Raw genomic sequence first — 767 nt, forward strand, 5'->3', positions numbered from 1 at the left:
TTACCGTGCCATCCGTGTCCTGGCCGACGATGATGTAGCCTTTTTCGGCGCGCAGCACGTGCATCGCCTCGGTGCCGTAGGCGGCCGCACCATGCTTCTGGCCCTCGGCCCACAGGGCTTCCCAGACCGCCTGGCCATAGTCGGCCGGCACATTGACCTCGAAGCCGCGCTCGCCGGTGAACGACATGCGAAACAACCGCGTCGGCACGCCGCAGATCTTGCCTTCACGCACCGACATATGCGGCAGCGCCTCGTCGGACATGTCGATGCCTTCGACCAGTGGCGCGATGATGTCGCGCGACTTGGGCCCCTGCACGGCGATAACAGCCCACTGCTCGGTGATCGAGGTCAGCCAGACATTGAGATGCGGGAACTCGGTCTGGAGATAATCCTCCATGTGGTTCATGACGCGCGGCGCGCCGCCGGTCGTCGTCGTCACGTGGAAACGGTCGGGGGCCAGCCTGCCGACGACGCCGTCGTCATAGATGAAGCCGTCCTCGCGCAGCATGATGCCGTAGCGGCAGCGGCCGGGTTCCAGCTTCTCCCATGGGTTGGTGTAGAGCAGTTCCATGAACTTGGCCGCATCCGGCCCAACCACCTCGATCTTGCCCAGCGTAGAGGCATCGAACAGGCCCGCCGTCTTGCGCACCGCGACGCATTCGCGGTCGACCGCGGCATGCATGTCCTCGCCCGCCTTGGGGAAATACCAGGCGCGCTTCCACTGGCCGACATCCTCGAACACGGCACCTTGCGCCTCGGCCCAGGGA

At 65.3% G+C, this 767-nt stretch carries 1 pseudogene; it reads right to left on the reverse strand.

The features are described 5' to 3' along the window. Positions 1-767 (reverse strand): annotated as a pseudogene (locus tag EN750_RS37160) (aminomethyltransferase family protein); the annotation flags it as partial.

Origin of the sequence: Mesorhizobium sp. M7A.F.Ca.ET.027.03.2.1, assembly GCF_003999175.1 — a bacterium.
GTDB lineage: Bacteria > Pseudomonadota > Alphaproteobacteria > Rhizobiales > Rhizobiaceae > Mesorhizobium.